The organism is Brevundimonas sp. AVps7 (genome assembly GCF_058681545.1).
Map to the genome: position 1 here is coordinate 989,082 of NZ_CM178742.1, position 17,693 is coordinate 1,006,774.

Below are 17,693 nucleotides of genomic sequence, written 5' to 3' on the forward strand. Positions count from 1 at the left end.
TCAGGCAGGAACGTAGGTCAACTTGACCACGCACTCGCCGATCGGCTGATTGCCCACCAGCCGGAGCGGGGGGCGTGCTTCCTTGAAGAAGGGCGTGCCCCCGCCCAGCACGACCGGGTGCAGATAGATCTGATATTCGTCGATCAGGCCCATCGGGGTCAGGATGGCGGCCAGGGCGGGCCCGGCCACCTCGATCTCCCCGTCGTGTTTCGCCTTCAGCGCACGGACCGCCGTTTCCAGATCGCCCTTCAGCAGGGTCGCGTTCGGCCCGACCGACGTGTGCGACCACGACGCGACCCATTTCGGGCTGTCGCGCCACGCCTTGGCGTACTCCCGTTCCGCATCGCCCCAGCCCGGCTGATCCTCGTCCCAGTAGCGCATGATCTCGTACATCCGGCCGCCGTAGAGGCTGCCCGTCACGCGGGTCATATGCTCGATGAAGTGGCGGAACAGGACGGCGTCGGGCCCGAAGCTGTCGTGATCGACGTAGCCGTCCAGCGACTGGTTCAAACCATAGATCAGCTTCGCCATTTCGCCCTCTCCCTGTGCGGCGAAAGACTACCCTTGGCGTTCGCGGAGTCCATGCGAGCGCCTGCCGTGGCGCTCAGACGGTGGGAGAGTCCAGAAACGTCGCAGGCCGCAAGACAGAATTCGGGTGCAACTTGCTGTAATTGCTCGTTTGCACTCGATGCACCCTGTCCTTTGGAGTGCAATTCCCGATCAGGCGGACCGGCCCTCGAACCACGGCGTGATGCGACGCAGGGCCTCCTCGATCTCCGGCGTGGAGACGGCGAAGCTGAAGCGCATGAAGCGGTGGCCGTCGACGGGATCGAAGTCCACGCCGGGCGCTGTGGCTACGCCGGTATCTCTCAGAAGTTGCTCGCAGAAGGCCACGCTGTCGTCGGTCAGGTGACCGATGTCGGCCCAGATGTAAAAGGCGCCATCGGGCGGGGCGATCGACTTGAGGCCCAGCGCCGGCAGAGCCTCCAGCATCAGGCCGCGGTTGCGGGCATAGGTCTCGATATGGCCTTCCAGAACCTCGAGCTGGTCCATGGCGACCAGGCCCGCGTGCTGGCTCAGCGACGGCGGGGTCAGGAACAGGTTGCCGATATAGGCGCGGGCCCGCTCGATATGGTCGTGGGGCACCAGCAGCCAGCCCAGCCGCCAGCCGGCCATGCTCCAGTATTTGGAGAAGCTGTTGATCACCATGGCGTTCGGGGCGAACTGCAGCAGCGAAGGCTGGGGCCCGACGTAGGACAGGCCGTGGTAGATCTCGTCCGACAGGATCTGGATCCCCTTGCGGGCGCAGACCCCGGCGATGGCCTCCAGCTCTCCGGCCGCGATCACCGATCCGGTGGGATTGGCCGGGCTGGCAATGATCACCCCGGCCGGCGCCTGCTCCAGCGCCTCGAGCGCAGCGGCGGTCAGCTGGTAGTGCTCCTCGGGCCCGCAGGCGATCTCCACAGGAACCATCCGCAGCGCCTTCACCGTGTTGCGGTAGGCGACATAGCCGGGCCGGGCCATGGCGATCCGGTCGCCCGGCGAGAACCGCGACGACAGACCCAGCACAAGGGCCGGCGAGGCGCCGTTGGTCAGCAGCAGCTGGTCGGGCGAGACGGTGACGCCGTACCGCTCATCGTACAGCCGGGCGATGCGGGCCTTGAGGGGCGCGCTCTCCCAGTAGCCCATGCTGTCCGCATCGAGCACCCGGTGGGCCTCGGCGATGGCGGCGGGCGGAGCGCCGGTCGAGGGCTGACCGAACTCCATATGGATCACCGACCGGCCCTCGGCCTTCAGGGCGTGGGCCAGGCGGCTGATGGCGATGGCGCGGAAGGGTTCGATCTCGCTCACGACTGCAGGGCTCACGTTGTCAGGGCCTGGGCCAGCCTCAGGAAGCCGGCGATGTCGATGACCTCGGCCCGCGCGTCGGGGTCGATGCCCGCGGCCTCGCACAGGGCGCCGCCGCCGAGTTGCTTCAGGCTGGAGCGCAGCATCTTCCTGCGCTGGCCGAAGGCTGCGGCCGTGACCCGCTCCAGCCGTTTCAGGGTGGCGGCGTCGGGCCGGTCGGGACGCGGCACGACATGGACTACAGCCGAGGCCACCTTGGGCGGCGGGGTGAAGGCGGCGGCCGGCAGATGCATGACGATCTTCGCCTCCGCCACGGCCTGGGAGATGACGGCGAGGCGGCCATAGGCGTCGTCCCCCGGCGCGGCCACGATCCGCTCGGCGACCTCCTTCTGGAACATCAGGGTCATGGCGACGGGCGTCCACGCCCCCGTCAGCCAGTCGATCAGCAGGGGCGTGCCGACATTGTAGGGCAGGTTGGACACGACATGGGCCGGCCCCTCGACCAGCTTGCCTTGATCGACCTTCAGGGCGTCGGCCTCTACGATGCTCAGCCGCCCGTCGCCGGTGTCCAGCTCCGACAGCAGGGGCAGGAACCGCGGATCCTTCTCGATCAGCACCACCTTGCCGGCGTCGCTCTCCAGGATGGCGCGCGTCAGGCCGCCGGGGCCCGGTCCGACCTCGATCACGGCGCGGCCTTCGAACGGCCCGGCCAGGCGGACGATCTTCCGCGTGATGTTGAGGTCCAGCAGGAAATGCTGGCCGAAACTCTTCCTGGCCAGCAGGCCATGGGCTTCGAGGGATTCGCGCAAGGGGGGGAGGTCGGTCACCGGCCCCTGTTAGCCCGCCGCACGCTTCGCCGCCATCTCCGACGCCAGACGGATGGCCGCGATCAGGCTGTCGGGCCGCGCGATCCCCTTGCCGGCGATGTCGAACCCGGTCCCATGATCGGGCGAGGTGCGGATGACAGGCAGGCCCAGCGTCGCGTTGACCCCGCCCCAGAAGTCCAGCGTCTTGACCGGGATCAGGGCCTGATCGTGGTACAGGCAGATGGCCGCGTCATAGGTTGCCCGCGCATCGTCGTGGAACATGGTGTCGGCGGGCAGGGGATCGGTGATGTCGATCCCCTCGGCGCGCAGGGCCTCGGCCGTCGGCTTCAGGACCGTGATCTCCTGCAGGCCCAACGCCCCGCCTTCGCCGGCGTGCGGGTTCAGTGCGGCGAGCGCCAGACGCGGCCGGGCGATGCCGAAGTCGCGACGCAGGACCTCGTGGACGACGCGGGCGGTGCGGGCGACCCGATCCTCGGTCACCAGTTCGGGCACCTGATCCAGCGCCACATGGATGGTGACGAGGCAGGCGCGCAGATCCCTGGCCGTCAGCATCATCACCGGGCCACGCGTGCCTGCGTAGGGGGCGTCTGAGGTCAGTTCGGCGATGAACTCGGTATGGCCCGGAAAGCGGAAGCCGGCGGCATAAAGGGGCGCCTTGGCGATAGGGGCGGTGACGACGCCGGACGCCTCTCCGGACAGGGCCATAGCGACGGCGCGCTCGATCCAGTCGGCGACGACGCCCGCGTTCCGGGGATCGGGCCTGCCCGGCTCGATGGGCGCGGGCGCCGGGTGGTTCAGCACAGGCAGGGCGCGAGCGAAGAACAGGCTCGCATCGGACAGGTCGCCGATCTCGCGCACGGGCACGCCCTGCGCTTCGAGCAGCCTGACGTCACCGATGACCGCGAAGGGCGCCTGATCCGACAGGGCGGTCCAGGCCTTGGCGATGATCTCCGCGCCGACGCCGGCGGGTTCGCCGAGCGTCAGAATAAGAGGCGCGGAGGCCATGGGATCACTTCATTTCGATGAGGGCGTCCGCACGCAGGTCGCGGATGTAGCGGCGCGCCAGCATGGCCAGGTTCTGGTTCTGCAACCGGCCTTCGACCTCGCGCGCCGACGGTACGTCGACGCCGCCGACCCGACGACCGCAGACGGCCAGCAGGTGGATGCCCAGCGGCGTGCGGACCGGGTTCGAGACCGTGTTCACCTCGGCCGAGCGGGCGACCTGCTGGAACTGGGGCGCGAGGTTGGCCACGTCGCTTTCGCCGAGGTCCGAGCCGAGCAGGCCCGCTTCCGACGTCGTGCGCTGCAGGATGTTGTCGCAGGTCAGGCTGGGGCGCAGGGCCTCCAGACGCTGGGTGGCGGCGGCGACATCGGCTTCGCTGGCCGTCTCCGGCAGCTCGATCATGGCCTGTTTCAGGGTGACCAGGCTGGTCGCCGCGCCCGAACGCTTGTCGCGCATGTAGATGATGTAGACGCCGCCCTCGACCGGGATGGGTCGCGACAGCTGACCGACCTGCAGGGCGTCGAGCGCGGTCTGCAGGGCGGGCTGGACGGTACCCTGGACGACCCAGCCGGCGTCGCCGCCGCGCGCGGCCGACGGGGCGGCCGAGAATTGGCGGGCCACGGCCTGGAAGGGCGCGCCCTGAACCATCTGGGCGACCAGTTGCTCTGCGCCGCTGACAGCCGCCGACTGGCCGCCGACGCGATTGGCTTCCAGATAGATCTCGCCGATCAGGTACTGGGGCTTGGACGCAGCTTCGGTCAGCTGGCGAACGGCCTGCTCGACCTGGGCGCGGCTGACGCGGGCGCGGCTGTTGAAGCGGCCGCCGACCAATTCACGCCAGCCGATCTCGGTGCGCAGCTGTTCGCGCATGGCGCTGGGACGGATGCCGCCCTGGGCCAGGAATGCCATGTAGTTCTCGGGCGTCGTGCCGGCTTCCTGCGCCATCGCCGCGATTTCCTGATCCACCTCTTCGTCGCCGATCTTCAGGGTCTCGTAGTTGGCGATCTCCTGCGCCTGCAGGCGCTCCTCGATCAGGGCCTGCAGCGCCTGCTGCTGGATCGCCGGGATATTTTCCTCGGTCGGCTGCACCTGGCTCATGGCGATGACGGCCAGCATGCGCTGGCGCAGATCGAAACCGGTGATGATCTGATCGTTGACCGTGGCGACGATGCCGTCAGCCAGGGTGAACTCCGGCTCCGCAGCGGCGGCGGTCGCGGGGGCCTGTTCGGCGGCCGGATCCAGTGTGCCCGCCGCCTGACCCGCAGGCGCAGTCTGGGCGATCGCCGAACCCGCGACCAGCGCGGCCATCGCGACCCCGGCCGTAAAACGCATCAAACGCATGGTCAGTCCTGATTCCTTCGAGCCTGCTGCCCCGATTCCCCACCGGGTTGGCGCACGCCTTTACGCGTCATGCCTAACGCAAGCCGTTTGATCCATAGCCTGACCCTCCAAAAGTGGCGAGGTTTAGACGGAAGTAGACGCCCTCGGACGGGCCGGTGGGGCTGACGCGTGTGTTGTCGCGCCGATAACCCACTTCAATGCGGAAACAGTCGTCGTCGAACACCACGCCGACTTCGGAGCGGGTGATCAGGTCGCGCTCCAGATCGGCGATGCCCGCGACGGCCACGCCCCAGTTGCCGGCGACGAACTGCTGGCCGGCCAATTGGACGAATTCGTAGTTGCGGTTGCGGGGGCCATCCAGCGGATTGGAGCGGTCGACGATGTAGCTGACCGTCGCCAGGTTACGTCGACCCCAACGACCGTCGACGGCCATCTCCGCGCGGCGGATGTCGCCCGATCCGTCTACGGTCGCGTGGCCCCAGCCCCGAATCCGGTCGGACGGCTGGAAGCTGCCCTGAACCACCCAGTCGGAGGTCTCGGCTGCCAGGCCGGACGGATCGTAGAGGCGGTTCGGCGCGTCCGGGATGGGGATGCGGAAGGCATCCTGCTCGGCGTCGCGCATGCTGCGTCCCACGAACAGGCTGGCGGTCCGGCCCTCGCTCCAGCGCAGGGTTGTGCGCACGCCGGCTGTCAGACGGACGCCGCCCTCGAGCAAGTCGTAACCGGGGAAGCGGTCGATCCGGAACAGGGACGATTCGTCGAGTTCCAGCGTCTGGGCGTCCTCTACGGGGATCCGGAAATCCAGATCAGGGTCCGTGGAGATCGAGATCTGGCCGAGCGGCTCCACGATAATGTCCGCTCCGTCGCCGAGGCGGCGGATCAGGGGATAGCTGACGTCCAGGCCCAGGGTGGCGCGGCCGCGGGTGATCGTCTCGTCCTCAAGGCCGAGAACCGGCGGCAGGTCTGCGACGGAATAGACATCGATACGGCCGTCGACGAACGGCTCGTAGCGAATGCCCGCCGGGGAGGTGAAGCTGCGCCGCCAGTCCAGCTGGCCGCTCACGCGCCGGCTGTCGACGCCGGGCAGGCCGAAGGTGGTGGCCGTTGTCGGAATGATCTCGGGCCGCAGCACCGGGCTGCCGAAATAGTCGTCGCGGTAGAGGGAGACGGCGGAGCCGCGCAGACGCAGGCGGCCGCCCAGAACCGGGCCCGAAGGCTCCCAGCGAGCGTCGATCAGCGGCGCGACGAGCGGAAGCGTGTCGTCGGACTCGAAGATGTTCAGCGCCGGGGTCACGTCATTGAACAGGGCGACGCGCAGGCTCTGGATCGAGAAGGCGGCGACCGACAGATAGGAGCGCCCGGTCTGGCGCTCGGCATAGACCTGGCTGATCAGGCGGCGCTGGTCGCCGTAGTAGAGGCCGTTGTCCTGATAGGGATCGATGATGTCGTAGCGGTCGAACAGGGTCTTGTCGGACGTCCGCTCGGCCGTGAAGCCCCAGCGCCACGGACCGGCGGGATCAAACCTGCCATAGCCCAGGAAGTAGCTGCGGCTGGTGCGATCACCGAAGTCGACGTTCGATTCCGCACGGCCGTCGCCGTTCAGGTCGAAGTCACCGAAGTTCTGCGCATAGGTGTAGCCGCCCCGAGCCACGATGGTCCCGTCGGCGAAGCGGCGACGCCATTGCAGGTTCAGGAACGGCAGGACGCGGGTGTTGAACTGCGGGCTGATCAGCCAATCCTCGGACGGCGAGATGACCTTCAGATAGGGCGTCTCCACCGACACGCCGCGCCCGTCGTCATAGTTGAAGATCGGGACGAGGAAGCCTGACGCCCGCTCAACCGTCGGATCTGGATGGGCGAAGAACGGCGTCCACAGCACCGGCACCCCGCCGACCTTGAACACGGCATTGCGGTAAAGGACCGCCCGCAGCTCTTCGTCCTGGACCACCTTTTCCGCCTGGATCGAGATCGAGGGCGTCCTGGGATTGCCCTCGCCGTCGCAGATCGGGCAGGGCGTGAAGAGGGCGTAGTTGAGTTCGTTGACGTTCTGGGACCGGCGCACGGCCGTGGCGGCCATCAGGCTGGCGCCGTTGGTCGTGCGGGTGGCGAAGTCGACGGCGACGCCTGCCCGCAGATCCGAATCGAGCTCGAGGTGGCTGGCGAAGACGGTGTTGCGGTCGGGATCGACGAGTTCGACGTCGCCGTCCGCCGTGCCGATGCCCTGGGCGACGTCGTAGGTCACCGCGCGGCCGCGCAGGGTGTGACCCTGGAAGCGGGCGTAGACGCGGTCCTGTTCGCCGGTCGCGCTGATCACGTCGCCCTGACGTCCGGCGGTGTCAGCCTCGATATAGATGGCGTCGGGGGTCAGGCCATCGGCCTGAACAGCGGGGGGCGCGGTCCGGACGGGCGCGGTCTGGGCGAGAACGGGCAGCGGCGCGCAGGCGAGCGCAGCCGCTCCGGCCAGAAGCCGGTTCCGCAGCCGGGTCTTGCGAGAGACGGCGCCTTCAGCCCGCATCAAATCCAACCGTTCCTTCAGGCCCCCGCCGGGGTCCGCTTAGCCGTCTTCGGTATAGAACAGCAAGGTGAAGGCGGCGAGCGCCGTGAGGATCGCGGGCAACCAGGCCGCGACGAACGGCGGCACCACCTCGGCCGAGCCCATGGCGGCCGAGAACTGGTTCAGGAAGAAGAAGGCGAAGCCCAGCACCACGGCGGCCACGGCCATGCGGGCGAGATCGCCCAGCCGCATCAGCCGCAGGGAGAAGGCGGCGGCCAGTATAGTCATGGCGGCGAAGGCCAGGGGCGTGGACAGAAGCGACTGAAGCCTGAGCCGATAGGCAGTCGAGGAGAAGCCGGCGTCCTCGATCCGCTGGATCTGGCCGGGAAGGGACCAGAAGGGCGTCGACTGGGGCCGGGCGAAGCGCTCGAACGCCTCTTCGTCGGCGAGGGCCGAGGGCAGATCGAGGGTGGCGTAGCGGACCGCGCGCTGGCCGGTCTGGGCCCCGACCGCGTCGAACAGCCGCCAGCGACCGGCGCTGAGGCTGGCCGAGGGAGCGTCGATACGCTCGGTAAACTGGCGGCGCCCTTGCGGATCGGTGGCGTAGATGAAGAAGGTCACGTCCAGCAGCCGGGCGTTGGCGCGGTCCTGACGACCGGCGCGGATGACCATCTGGCGTGGACCTTCGCCCTCGCGGAGCCAGATGGCCTCCTGTTCCTCACCGCTGACGACCGAGCCCGAGATCCGCGCACGTTCGCGCTGGAACAACCCGTCACCCGAGGCGGCGACGGGGCCGATCACAGTCACCGTCAGGACGCCGAGCACCAGCGCCGCGCCCGCCGCAGGCAGGACGAACCGCCAGGCGGATACGCCGGCTGCGCGCATGGCCACCAGCTCCGATCGCCGGTTCAGACCGACGAAGGCTCCCAGAGTGCCGAACAGGAAGACGAACGGCAGAAGTTGTACGATCACCGCCGGCGACTTCAGCAGCATCAGTCCGAGGATGCGCAGGCCCGACAGGTCGGTGTCCGAGCCGAGGCCCCGCGAGATTTCCACGAAGTCGATCAGCATCACCAGGGCGGCGATGACGGCGAGGGCGACCCCCAGCGACCGGGCGAGCTGGATCAACACATAGCGTTCGATGCGTCCGATGCGCAGGGCGCTCAGGACGTGCCGCGGCGCGTCGGCGATGGATCCGAAGCCGCTCATGCGAACCGGGCCTTCAACTGGGCCAGAGGCCACCGGCCTTTGGAGCGGCGCGGCTTCAGTGCCCGGAACAGGAGGCGAAGGGCGAGGGCGGTCGCAACGATGGGCAGCAGATACTGGAAGAGATTCAGCCAGCTGTTCCAGGCGCTGGCGGCGACGACCGCGTAGCCGAAAATGCGCACAAGCAGGAAGGCGGCCGACGCCTTGGCGATCCGCGAGCCGTAGCCCGTGCGGCTGAAGGCCCCGCCCATGATGGCGGCCAGGGCCATGGCCATCGCGGTCAAAGCGTAGAGGGGCGAGGACAGGCGGCTATGCGCCTCGGCCAGCAGTTCGCCGCGCGGGGCGGTGTCGCGGATCAGTTCGGGCGTCGGGTCAAACAGCTGGGTGATCCACAGGTCGGCGGGCTTGTAGCGGATACGCTCTGTGTCGCTGACGTACTGGCCGAGCGGGAAGACATAGCCGTCGAACGAGAGCTGCTGCAGCACGCCCTTGGAATCGTACTGCTGCCACGAGCCCTGTTTCATGGTCAGGACGGGCTGGTCATCGACGCGGCCGAAGCGCGCCTCGGACGCGTCCCAGGTCGTCACCGTGTCGCCGTCCTCGATGTAGATGAAGAGGTTTTTCAGCAGGCCGTTCTGTTCGATCTGCTGGACGTAGACGGTCAGGCCGTTCGGGCCCTGAACGAAGCGGCCTTCTTCCACCAGCAGGGCGGCGAGGTCGGTGCGGATCTCGAACGCCTGTTCGCGCGATGTGCGCTGGGCCCAGGGCTGGATCACGACATTGGTCGTCAGGGCCACAAGGGCGACGGCGAGCGCCAGCCGGGCGGAGGGGGCGATCATTTGCCAGCGCGACATGCCGCTGGCGTAGGCGGCGGTCAGTTCCTGTTCGCGCTGCAGCCGGGTCAGGGCGATCAGGGCGCCGACGAACAGGCCGACAGGCAGGATGACGCCCACCAGCTGGGGCACAGCCAGAAGGGTCAGTTTCAGCATGACCCAGACGCTCTGGCCGCGCTCCACGATGACTTCGAGCTGGTCGAGGCTCTGGCTCAGCAGGCCGATTCCGACCAGCGAGCCGCAGGCCGCCAGGACGGGCAAACTGATCTGACGGAAAAGATAGCGTTGAATCAGGGTCATGCGGGCGATGAAATCACCCGGTTGCGGGCGCGGACGTTGCGGCGCATCTAATACACGTCCGGGCGCGCCGCCGACAATGGCGGGCGTGACCACCCACAGTTCAATGACCGGGAGTCCATCCCGGCCGGAGTATGCTTTTCCATGATGATCGATTTCGTCGCCGAAGCCGGCGCAGCAGGCGTTCTCGCCATCCTCGTCCATGACGGCCGCAGTCTGGCCGGCGCGGGCGGCGTTCATGACGCCGCCACCGGCGGGGCCCTGACCAGGGCGATGGGCGCCGGCCGCTTCACCGGCGGGGCCAACTCCAGCCTGATCGTCGCCGCGCCGTCGGGCGTGAAGGCCGACAGCATCGTGCTGGTCGGTGCGGGCGAGGCCGGCAAGTTCGACGACCTGGCGCTCGAGACCGCCGCCGGCGCCGCCTACAACGCCGTGAAGCTGTCCGGCGCAGAAACGCTGACGATCGACCTCGGCCATCTGTCGGGCGCCGAAGCGGCCCGGGCCGCCTTCGCAGTGCGCCTGGCCGCCTACCGGTTCGACAAATACCGGACCAAGGAAAAGCCGGACAAGATCCCGTCGATCAAGACCGTCCACATCGTCACCGGGGACGTGGCGGGCGCCAAGGCCGCGCTGGAGCCGCTGAACGCCGTCGCCGACGCCGTCTATTTCTCGCGCGATCTGGTCGCCGAGCCCGCCAACATCCTCTACCCGGCCGAGTTCGCCCGCCGGGTCAAGGAGCTGGAGCGTCTGGGCCTGAAGGTCGAGATTCTCGGCGAGAAGGATATGGAAGCCCTGGGCATGCACGTCCTGCTGGGCGTGGGTCAGGGTTCGGTTCGCGAGAGCCAGTTGGCCGTGATCCAGTGGAACGGCGGCAAGGCCGGGGACGCGCCGATCGCCTTCGTCGGCAAGGGCGTCTGCTTCGACACCGGCGGCATCTCGATCAAGCCGGCCGCCGGCATGGAAGACATGATCTGGGACATGGGCGGCGCGGCTGCCGTGGCCGGATTGATGCACGCGCTGGCGGGGCGCAAGGCCAAGGTCAACGCCGTCGGCGTTCTGGGCCTGGTCGAGAACATGCCTGACGGCAACGCCCAGCGTCCGGGCGACATCGTCACCTCGATGTCGGGCCAGACGGTCGAGGTCATCAACACCGACGCCGAAGGTCGCCTGGTCCTCGCCGACGCTCTCTGGTACACGCAGGACCGCTTCAAGCCGAAGTTCATGATCGACCTGGCGACCCTGACGGGCGCGATGATCATCGCCTTGGGCCTCGACTACGCGGGCGTGTTCTCGAACGACGACGGCGTTGCCGACGCCATCCTGGCGGCCGGTCCCAAGGTCAACGAGAACGTCTGGCGCCTGCCGATGCCGCCGCAGTACGACAAGATCATGGACAGCGTGAACGCCGACGTGAAGAACTCGGCCGGGCGCGATGGCGGGTCAATCACGGCCGCCCTGTTCCTGCAGCGGTTCGTGAACGGCACGCCGTGGGCCCACATCGACATCGCGCCGGTGGCCTGGGTCTCGAAGTCGACACGGACGACGGTTCCCGATGGTCCGGTGGGCTGGGGCGTGCGTCTGCTGGATCGCATGGTGGCTGACACCTACGAAGGCTGAAGTCTGTGAGTGAAGCGGGGGCCGACGGCTCGGGCGAAATCTGGTTCTACCATCTGGAGCGATCCACGCTGGATCAGGTCCTGCCCGAACTGCTGGACCGCACACTTCAACGAGGCTGGAAGGCGCGCGTCAGGGTCGCAGACCCCGATGCGCGCGAGGCCATCGACGAGCGGCTGTGGACCTGGCGGGACGACAGTTTCCTGGCTCACGGCCTTTCGGATCAGCCCCATCCCGAGCGCCAGCCGATCCTGCTGATGGCGGGAAATGAGAACCCGAACGGGTCTCAGGCGCTCTTCATCGTCGATGGTTCAGACATGAGCCTCACAGAGGAGTTCGAGCGATGCTTCATTATCTTCGACGGCCGCGACGAGACCGCGCTGCATCGGGCGCGGGAGCGCTGGAAGACGCTGAAGGAGCAGGGCGCGAACCTCGCCTACTGGAAGCAGTCGGACGAGGGGCGCTGGGAAAAGGCGGCCTGATCGCGGCCCTGTTCCTGGCGGCGTGTTCGTCGACGCCGGCGCCGGTCGGCGAGGCGCCCGCGCCGTCGGTTGTGGCCGAGGCGGAAGCGAACCAGCCGGTCGGTTCGCATATGCCCGATGGAGAGGCCGACCTCTGCAAGGCCGCCGACTTCCAGTATCTGGTCGGCAAGCACAGGAACGAGATCCCGGTGCCGGTCGAGGTGGTCAACCGCCGCGTGGTCTGCACCACCTGCCCGGTGACGATGGACTTCTCGCCGCATCGGTTGAACATCTTCTACAACACGCGCACCGAGATCGTGGAGCAGGTTCGATGCGGGTGATCGCCGGATTGGTGCTGGGCGGAGCGCTGCTGGCCGCGTGTGCGCCGACCCCGACCCCGACCCCGGAACCGACAGGGCCGCAACGCTGCGACGCGGCGGCGGCGGCTCGCGATCTGGTGGGCAGCCATCGGGGCGCAGTCGACTTCGCCGCCGGGGCTGATATGCGGTTCGTCTGCACGACCTGTTCGGCGACCGAGGACTATCGCCCCAACCGTCTGAACATCCGTTTCGATGAGGCTACCGGGATCATCCGCAGCGTTGACTGCGGCTGACCCCGGCCCGCCCGGCGCCTACCAGCGCCAGGCGTCGTGGATGACCTCAATGATGTAGCCGTCGTAGCTGTCGATCAGATAGATCGTGGTGTCGACGGCGACCCACTGGGTTCCCGGAGGCGGGTAGCCCAGACCGTAGGTGCGGTAGTCGCTCAGGCTGTAGCGCCAGAAGATCGAGGGCAGATAGTCGCCCTGGTACCAGCGCTGGCCCCAGTAGTTCCTCGGCACCGAGTAGTAGCCATAGTTCGGGGCGAAATAGAAACCGAAGCGGTAGCCGGAGTAGCCCCGGAAGCCGCGATCGTTGCGCCACCAGTCGTTCGATCGGCCCCGGTTCCAGTCCCGGCGCCAGTCGTTCTGGTTCCAGCGGTTGCCCCAGCCGTTGTAGTCGCGGCGACCATTGCGATCGCCCTGCCAGTTGCGGCCGCCGTTGTTGCGGTCGCGGTCCCAGCCGCCGTTGTTCTGGCCGTTGCCGTTCCAGCCGCCGTTGCCGCGACCGTCGTTGTCGCGACCCCGGCCGTCGTTGCCGCGGTTCCAGTCCTGACCGCGTCCGTCGCGGCCTTGGTCGCCGCGGTTCCAGCCGCCGCCATCGTTGTCACGACCGCGCCCGTCGTTGCCGCGGTTCCAGCCCTGGCCATCGTTGTCGCGACCACGGCCGCCACGGTCCTGACCCGGAGTAGGGGCGGGAGGCGTCACGACGGGGGGGGTATTGCGGTTCCAGCGGCCGGGGCCGTTGCCGGTCTCGGTGTCGCCGCCGCGATCACGACCCCGACCGTCATTGCCGCCGCGGTCACCACGATTGCCGCCACGGTCTCCGCCGCCGTTCCAGCCGCCGTTGCCGCCGCCTTGGCCGCCGCGATCACCGCGGCCCTGGCCCTGGTCGCCACCGTCGCCGCCGCGATCACCGCCGCCGCCGCGACCGCCGCGATCACCGCCGCCGCCGCGACGGTCCTGGACGTCCTGGACCTGCGGGCGTGGCTGCTCGAAGCGCGGGGCTGGCGGGGGAGAGGGTGAGGACTCGTCCGGCTGGTAGCGTCCACCGGCGTCATTGGGTGGGGGCGGCGCGTCGGCGACGACAGAGGCGTCGTCCTGGGCCAGCGCCACCGTGGGCAGGCCTGCCGGGATGGCCAGGGCGGCCAGGGCGGCGAAGGCCGTCAGCATCGATTTCATTTCGTTTCTTCCCCGCACGCCGGTTCTCTGGCGGCTCGTGATGACGGTCGTCTTTTGTCCATGAACGGTGGCTGAACGACGATTCAGGCGCTTCTGATGGTTCGTGACGGGCTTGCGGCCCGGATGTGAGCGGCCCAGACAGACCCCTGACCTGACCGCAGGAGACCGCCGCCATGACCGCCCCGATCGAGCTCTGGTACTGGCCCACGCCCAACGGCTGGAAGGTTTCCATCGCCCTGGAGGAGATGGGGCTGGCCTATGAGCTGAAGCCGGTGAACATCGGCATCGGCGAACAGTTCACGCCCGCGTTCCAGGCGATCAGTCCCAATGGCCGGATGCCGGCGATCATCGATCCCGACGGACCGGGCGGCGCGCCGCTGTCGATCTTCGAGAGCGGGGCGATCCTGCAGTATCTCGGCAACAAGTCGGGCCAGTTCTATCCGACCGATGTCCGGGCCCGGGTCGAGATCGACCAGTGGCTGTTCTGGCAGGTCGGGGGGCTGGGGCCGATGGCGGGCCAGACCCACCATTTCCGCCAGTACGCCCCGGCAATCATCAAGGATCAGCGCCAGATCGCCTATGGCGTCCGCCGTTACACCGATGAGACGCATCGCCTTTACGGGGTCATGGATCGGCGGCTGGAGGATCGGGAGTATCTGGCGGGCGACTATTCGATCGCCGACATGGCGGCCTGGCCGTGGGTGCTGCCCGGGCATCAGGGGCAGGACCTGGCCCATTTCCCGCACCTGGCGGCCTGGATGGAGCGGGTCGGGGCGCGGCCGGCGGTGAAGGCGGGCCGGGCGCTGGGCGAGGAGATGCGGCGGAACCTGGCGGCCTCCGGCAAGGCGGCGGAAGAGGCGCGTAAGGTCCTCTTCGGACAGCGCGCGCGTTAGGCTTTCAAGAAGGTCGGTAAACGCCGTCTTGACGGTATATTTCGCAGGTCTGAATCGACTGTGGAGTATTCATTTTCCCTTTACTGAAAAGACTTTGCGGCTCCCGGCGTTGTTAACTTTAACTTCAAACCGGGGGTATTTGATCGCGTATCGAAGGGCGGGTCCAGAACGGACGTCCGCCATCGCAAAGGACGACCGTGATGAACGCGCAAGAAACCGCGCCGGAACTGCACAACGAGGTCGAAGCGGCCCCGTTGCCCCTGCCCACCGCCGACATGGACGGCGACGCCCTGTTCCGGCTGGGCATGATGTACTCGTCGGGATCGGGCGGCTGCCCGATGGACCGAGTCTCGGCTCACATGATCTTCAACCTGGCGGCCATGAAGGGCTCGATCGAAGCCCGGGTCTATCGCCGCGAGATGTCCGAAGAGATGGAACGCGACGAGATCGCCGAGGCCCAGCGCGCCGCCCGTCGCTACATCGACGCCGGCGTGGTCAAGCTGGCGGCCTGAGGGTTCCGCGACGTATTGGACTCCGAAAAACGGAGTCCAGATAGTCCAGAGAGTCCAAATCGGGGAGATTTCGGCGCGATCGCATTGAAATTTCGACAGATCGCGTGTGAGGACGACCTGGACTCGAGGCCAATTGCCGGATTCGTTTCGAGCGTGGCGGCGCCCGTGATCGACTTTTCAAAGACCAGCCTCGGACATGGGGCTGTCAATGCCCATCGCAAGGGCAACCAGAGACTTTTTTCCTAGAACGGCGTCGCCAATCTAGAACTGCTGGTACTGGCCGTTGATCGAATAGTTGAACCCGATCGGCAGGGCGTTGCGGACCTGGGTGAAGAAATTGGCCAGCTCCCCCAGGGTCGAGCGCGGCACGAACAGGATGTCGCCGCGCCGCAGGGCCAGGACCTCTCCGCGGCGAGGCCGCAGATCCACCACCCGCATCATCCGCACGCCGCCGGGGCCACGACGGATAAGAGCCACCTGCTGCGACCGCGCGCTCGGCAGGAAGTCGCCGGCCTGGACGATGGCCTGATAGGCGTCGCTGTCGCCGATCAGGTCGTAGACGCCGGGGGTGCGAACCTCGCCGGCCACCCAGACCTTCATCGGACCGGCCGTCTTCAGCGTCACCTCGACCACCGGTCGCACCAGCTGTGACGCATAGGCCGAAGAGAGTTCGTATTCGAGTTCCGCCAGGGTCCGGTCCGCCGCCATGGCCTGACCGATCAGAGGCAGGGCGATCCGTCCGTCCGGTCCGACCCGGAGGGTGCGCGTCAGCTCCGTCGCCGTCGGCGTCGCAACCTCGATCTCGTCGCCCGGATAGAGCAGATATTCCGGCTCGGCCTCGGTCCAGTCGGCGAAGGCGATGTCGTTAAAATCGGCCCGTTCGACCCTCTGACTGCGCGGCGTCGCCTGGCCCGAGGCGCAGCCGGCGGCCGAGGAGGCCAGGAGGGCAGCGCCCATGGTCCAAAGAATCTGACGCCGATCGAACATAGGGTGACCCTCGCCAGTTATGGGTAATGGATGGTTAACGCGGACAGGCGAAGGATCGGAGACGGTTCACTCTGCGACGGATTCGCCAGTTCCCATGCGTTCGGCCTCTACGACAGCCTATGTCTCGGCGCGACCGCGCTACGGGCTGTTCGATGTGATCGGCCTGCTGTTCCGCGAGCTGCTGGTGATGATCCTGGTGTTCGTGCTGGTGGCGGCCCTCGGCGCCGCGGCCGTGATGACCCTGAAGAAGACCTACACGGCCGGGGCGAGCCTGCTGGTCAACGCCGGTCAGGAATATGTCTATCAGCCGCGCGTGGGCGGGCTGGCGGATCGCCAGTCGCAGCCGCCCGCCGTCGGCGAGGTGGCGCAGGCCGAGGCCGGGATCATCGGCACGCGGGAAGTCAAGCTGAGGGCCGTGCGGGCGCTGGGCCTGCCGTTCTTCCAGAAGCCGGGCAAGGTCTCGACCGATCCCGTCGCCAAGCAGGAAGGCGACGCGATCAAGTTCATCAACGACGGGCTGAGCATTTCGACCACCCCGCAGGGCGCGACGATCGGTCTGGGCTTCGAGAGCGACAGCGCCGAGAAGTCGGCGCGGGTGCTGAACGCGATCATCGACCAGTATCTGATCTACCGCCGCGAGGTGTTCCAGGACCGCTCCACCCCCGCCATCCAGACGCAGCGTCGGGTGTTCGAGGACGAGCTGGCCGAGGTCGACCGCGCTTATGAGCAGTTTCTGGCCACCAACGACATCGGCGACTTCGCGGCGACCAAGGCGGCGCTGGCGGCGACCTATCAGTCGACCCTGACGGAGAAGTTCTCGGTCGAGAACCAGCTGAACCAGGCGGCACGGCGGCTGCAAACGCTGGAGGCGCAGCAGGAACGGACGCCCGCGGAAGTGACCCTGCAGCAGGACCTGAACGTTTCGGCCAACGACCAGATCCTGCAACTGCGGACCGAGCGCGAGCAACTGCTGGCCCGCTATCAGCCGGACAGCCAGCCAATCCTGGACATCGAGGCCCGGATCGCAGGCCTGCAGGAGTACGTCGCCTCCGGCACCACGGTGGGGGCCAAGGAAGTGCGCCTTGGGCCAAACCCGGTCTGGACCGAACTGGAGACGACGCGGATCACGACCCAGGCCGAGCGGGATTCGCTGAGCGCGCGGTTGTCGTCGGTGAACAGGCAACTGGCCGAGATTCTCGATCGACAGGCGCAACTGACCCGCGAGGAGTCCCAGAACTCCACCCTGACCTCCAACCGGGATGTGCTGACCGCCTCGATCCGGGAGTTCCAGCAGCGCGAGACGCAGAGCCGGGCCGACAACGGACTGGTGGCCGCCGGGGCGGACAATGTGCGGGTCATCGAACGGGCGGCGGCGCCGACGCGGGGGACCAGCATGAAGCTGCCCCTGCTGGCCCTGGTCATCCTGTTCGCCGGTTTCACGGCCCTGTGCGTCGGCCTGCTGCGGGTGTTCACGCGGCGGGGCTATGCGACGCCGGCGATCGCCGGGCGGACGCTTGAGATGCCCGTTCTCGCTGTCGCCCCGATGAAGGCCCACTGAGATCGTCGTGTTAGCCTTCGGGCCAAGTTGCAGCGCGTA

Annotated in this window: 17 protein-coding genes; 7 read left to right on the plus strand and 10 right to left on the minus strand. The window is 67.8% G+C overall.

All coding sequences use genetic code 11. The features are described from left to right. The 8 genes from ACW17Y_RS04955 to ACW17Y_RS04990 all read right to left on the minus strand — a co-directional run bounded on the left by ACW17Y_RS04955 (position 1) and on the right by ACW17Y_RS04990 (position 9,852). Positions 1–531 (minus strand): dihydrofolate reductase family protein, encoded by a 531-nt coding sequence (locus tag ACW17Y_RS04955; protein ID WP_492037662.1) that lies wholly within the window; start codon positions 529–531, stop codon positions 1–3. A 189-nt stretch (positions 532–720) separates the two neighbouring features. Then, positions 721–1,851: a pyridoxal phosphate-dependent aminotransferase gene (locus ACW17Y_RS04960; RefSeq protein ID WP_492037663.1), complete on the minus strand. Its 1,131-nt coding sequence runs from the start codon at positions 1,849–1,851 to the stop codon at positions 721–723. Positions 1,852–1,862: 11 nt separating this feature from the next. Next, positions 1,863–2,675, minus strand: coding sequence for a 16S rRNA (adenine(1518)-N(6)/adenine(1519)-N(6))-dimethyltransferase RsmA (gene rsmA, locus ACW17Y_RS04965; protein ID WP_492037664.1), 813 nt, complete (start codon positions 2,673–2,675; stop codon positions 1,863–1,865). A gap of 9 nt (positions 2,676–2,684) precedes the next feature. After that, positions 2,685–3,680 carry a 4-hydroxythreonine-4-phosphate dehydrogenase PdxA gene (gene pdxA, locus ACW17Y_RS04970; RefSeq protein ID WP_492037665.1) on the minus strand — a complete coding sequence of 332 codons (996 nt, stop codon included), beginning with the start codon at positions 3,678–3,680 and terminating at the stop codon, positions 2,685–2,687. Positions 3,681–3,684: 4 nt separating this feature from the next. Continuing rightward, positions 3,685–5,019, minus strand: a complete 1,335-nt coding sequence (locus ACW17Y_RS04975; RefSeq protein WP_492037666.1) for a peptidylprolyl isomerase — start codon at positions 5,017–5,019, stop codon at positions 3,685–3,687. Positions 5,020–5,092: 73 nt separating this feature from the next. After that, positions 5,093–7,534 (minus strand): LPS-assembly protein LptD, encoded by a 2,442-nt coding sequence (locus ACW17Y_RS04980; RefSeq protein WP_492037667.1) that lies wholly within the window; start codon positions 7,532–7,534, stop codon positions 5,093–5,095. 39 nt (positions 7,535–7,573) lie between these two features. Continuing rightward, positions 7,574–8,722: an LPS export ABC transporter permease LptG gene (lptG, locus tag ACW17Y_RS04985; RefSeq protein WP_492037668.1), complete on the minus strand. Its 1,149-nt coding sequence runs from the start codon at positions 8,720–8,722 to the stop codon at positions 7,574–7,576. Beyond that, the gene (locus ACW17Y_RS04990) at positions 8,719–9,852 is read right to left on the minus strand and encodes an LptF/LptG family permease (RefSeq protein ID WP_492037669.1); all 1,134 of its coding nucleotides are present in this window, start codon (positions 9,850–9,852) and stop codon (positions 8,719–8,721) included. The genes lptG and ACW17Y_RS04990 overlap by 4 nt, the downstream gene beginning before the upstream one ends. 141 nt (positions 9,853–9,993) lie before the next feature. Here ACW17Y_RS04990 and ACW17Y_RS04995 point away from each other — a divergent pair, with 141 nt between their 5' ends. From ACW17Y_RS04995 to ACW17Y_RS05010, 4 genes are all read left to right on the plus strand, one after another. Further along, positions 9,994–11,466, plus strand: a complete 1,473-nt coding sequence (locus ACW17Y_RS04995) for a leucyl aminopeptidase (protein ID WP_492037670.1) — start codon at positions 9,994–9,996, stop codon at positions 11,464–11,466. Positions 11,467–11,471: 5 nt separating this feature from the next. Further along, positions 11,472–11,945 (plus strand): DNA polymerase III subunit chi, encoded by a 474-nt coding sequence (locus tag ACW17Y_RS05000; protein WP_492037671.1) that lies wholly within the window; start codon positions 11,472–11,474, stop codon positions 11,943–11,945. Positions 11,946–12,055: 110 nt separating this feature from the next. Next, on the plus strand, positions 12,056–12,265 hold the full coding sequence (locus ACW17Y_RS05005; RefSeq protein WP_492037672.1) for a hypothetical protein: 210 nt from the start codon (positions 12,056–12,058) through the stop codon (positions 12,263–12,265). Then, positions 12,256–12,537 carry a hemolysin gene (locus tag ACW17Y_RS05010; RefSeq protein ID WP_492037673.1) on the plus strand — a complete coding sequence of 94 codons (282 nt, stop codon included), beginning with the start codon at positions 12,256–12,258 and terminating at the stop codon, positions 12,535–12,537. The genes ACW17Y_RS05005 and ACW17Y_RS05010 overlap by 10 nt, the downstream gene beginning before the upstream one ends. 18 nt (positions 12,538–12,555) lie before the next feature. On the opposite strand, the gene ACW17Y_RS05015 is transcribed toward ACW17Y_RS05010, so the two are convergent. Further along, positions 12,556–13,704: a hypothetical protein gene (locus ACW17Y_RS05015; RefSeq protein WP_492037674.1), complete on the minus strand. Its 1,149-nt coding sequence runs from the start codon at positions 13,702–13,704 to the stop codon at positions 12,556–12,558. Positions 13,705–13,877: 173 nt separating this feature from the next. Between ACW17Y_RS05015 and ACW17Y_RS05020 the strand changes: the two genes are divergently transcribed. After that, positions 13,878–14,597 (plus strand): glutathione S-transferase N-terminal domain-containing protein, encoded by a 720-nt coding sequence (locus ACW17Y_RS05020; protein ID WP_492037675.1) that lies wholly within the window; start codon positions 13,878–13,880, stop codon positions 14,595–14,597. Between the two features lie 200 nt (positions 14,598–14,797). Next, positions 14,798–15,109 (plus strand): sel1 repeat family protein, encoded by a 312-nt coding sequence (locus ACW17Y_RS05025; RefSeq protein ID WP_298163465.1) that lies wholly within the window; start codon positions 14,798–14,800, stop codon positions 15,107–15,109. Between the two features lie 261 nt (positions 15,110–15,370). On the opposite strand, the gene ACW17Y_RS05030 is transcribed toward ACW17Y_RS05025, so the two are convergent. Next, the gene (locus tag ACW17Y_RS05030; RefSeq protein WP_492037676.1) at positions 15,371–16,066 is read right to left on the minus strand and encodes a polysaccharide biosynthesis/export family protein; all 696 of its coding nucleotides are present in this window, start codon (positions 16,064–16,066) and stop codon (positions 15,371–15,373) included. Between the two features lie 124 nt (positions 16,067–16,190). Between ACW17Y_RS05030 and ACW17Y_RS05035 the strand changes: the two genes are divergently transcribed. Beyond that, entirely contained in the window at positions 16,191–17,654 is a 1,464-nt protein-coding gene (locus ACW17Y_RS05035) for a GumC family protein (RefSeq protein ID WP_492037677.1), read from the plus strand. Positions 17,655–17,693 lie beyond the last annotated feature (39 nt).